Here is a 1,794-nt window from a genome sequence, read left to right as displayed (position 1 = left end):
CGCGCCGCGGCGTACCACCCCACGAGAGGGAGACCAGACATGGACAACCCGTTCGCACCGGACCTGCTGATCGAGGAGGACGGTCCGGTCCGCATCGTGACGATGAACCGGCCCGAGGCGCTCAACGCGTTCAGCCCGAGCCTGCACGCGGCCGTCGCGAAGGTGTGGCGGCACGTGGCCGACGACCCTGACGCGCGGGCGGTCGTGTTCACCGGAGCCGGGCGCGCCTTCAGCGCCGGCGGGGACATGGAGCTGTTTCGGGTCATCGCGAAGGACCGAGAGCAGCGGCGCCGGCTGCTCGACGAGGCGCGGACGGTCGTCCTCGAGCTGATCGAGTGCCCGCTGCCGGTGATCGGCGCGGTAAACGGGCCGGCGATCGGGCTGGGCTGCAGCCTCGCGGTCCTCTGCGACCTGATCGTGATGTCGGAGCAGGCCTACCTGTCGGACCCGCACGTCTCGGTCGGGCTGACCGCCGGCGACGGTGGGGCGCCCACCTGGCCGACGGCAATGAGCCTGCCGCGGGCCAAGGAGTACCTGTTCACCGGCGATCGCATCACCGCCGAGACCGCACTCCAGCTGGGCATCGTCAACCGCGTCACCCCGGCCGAGACGACCCTGGCCACCGCCCTCGAACTGGCCCACCGCCTCGCGCAGCAGCCGCCGCAGGCGCTGCAGAGCACGAAGCGCGCGGTCAACATGCACCTGCGCCGGGCCGTGGACGGCGTCCTGGAGTACGCGCTGGCGGCCGAATACCACTCCTTCGACACCGACGAGCACCACGAAGCCGTCTCGCGCTTCCTATCCCGATAGACCCATCCCCAGCCCCGCCCCCGCGCTCTCCGCAGCCCGTTTCGGGTCAGAGTGGGCGGTGGAAATGCAACCGGCGGCGCTCGTGAAGAGAGGTGACGGCGTGACGGTCCATCTGCGGGCTCTGGCGACCCATCTGCCAGCGTGGGGAACCGTCCGGATCCGGCTGGGCGGCCCGGACGAGGACGCGGTGACCCTCGCGGTGGCCGCCGGCCGCGCTGCCCTGGCCGCGGCCGGCGACACCGGGCAGGCCTGCGGGGTTGACCGGGCCGGCCCCACCGACAGCGCCGGCGCGGCTGACACGGCAGGTGAGGCCGGCTGGGCCGACCTGGTCGAACGAGTGGTTCTGGTCACTCGGGATGTGCCGTTGCTGGAGGGCGGGAGCACCGCCGTGCTGCTGGCGGGGCTGGATCTGCCGGACAGCGTGCCGGCGGTCCAGATCCTCGGCGGTGCGCCGGCCGCGCTCGACGCGGTGACCGGCGCCCAGCCGGGCACGCTCGTCATCGGGGTCGACGTCGCCGGCGCGGCGGGGGCTGGAGCCGGGGCGGCCCTGGTCGGCGACGCGGGCACGGCGTTGCGGCCACTCGCCCGCTGTGACCGCAGCCTGCCCGTCCTCGTCCGGGACGATCACGGCCGGGTGTCGGACTATGCCGACACCCGGCTGCTGCGTGACCGCGGGGTGCACGCGAACCTCGCCCGGCTTGCGTTGCCGGGCAGGCCGATCGCCGTCGCCGGACTGACCGGCAACGAGGCGAAAGCCGTGACGGCGGGTGGGGCGGGCAGTACTCCGGCGCCGACTACCGGGGCCAGCGCGGTGTTCTTTGCGCTGGCCGGCGTGATCGGCCAGGCCGAAGCCGGGCCGCTCCTCGCGGTGGAGCAGGCGACGCTCGTGGCCGCGGCCGTCGAACCCGCGCCGGCAACGGCGACGGCAGCCACCGCCGCGCCCCAGACCCAGACCCAGACTCAGACCGCGGCCCAGGCCCCGGC

General features: G+C 74.1%; 1 protein-coding gene and 1 pseudogene. Both read left to right on the top strand.

Annotated features, from left to right (window positions below; translation table 11 throughout):
* Positions 1-39 precede the first annotated feature (39 nt).
* On the top strand, positions 40-810 hold the full coding sequence (locus tag U9980_RS18170; RefSeq protein ID WP_322769012.1) for an enoyl-CoA hydratase/isomerase family protein: 771 nt from the start codon (positions 40-42) through the stop codon (positions 808-810).
* A gap of 100 nt (positions 811-910) precedes the next feature.
* Positions 911-1,794: pseudogene (locus U9980_RS18165) on the top strand (hypothetical protein); the annotation flags it as partial.

This window comes from Protofrankia sp. Cr1 (assembly GCF_963555865.1).
Classification (GTDB): Bacteria; Actinomycetota; Actinomycetes; order Frankiales; family Frankiaceae; genus Protofrankia.
Note: the sequence above shows the minus strand (reverse complement) of the source record. Positions and strands in the feature narration are given on the sequence as shown.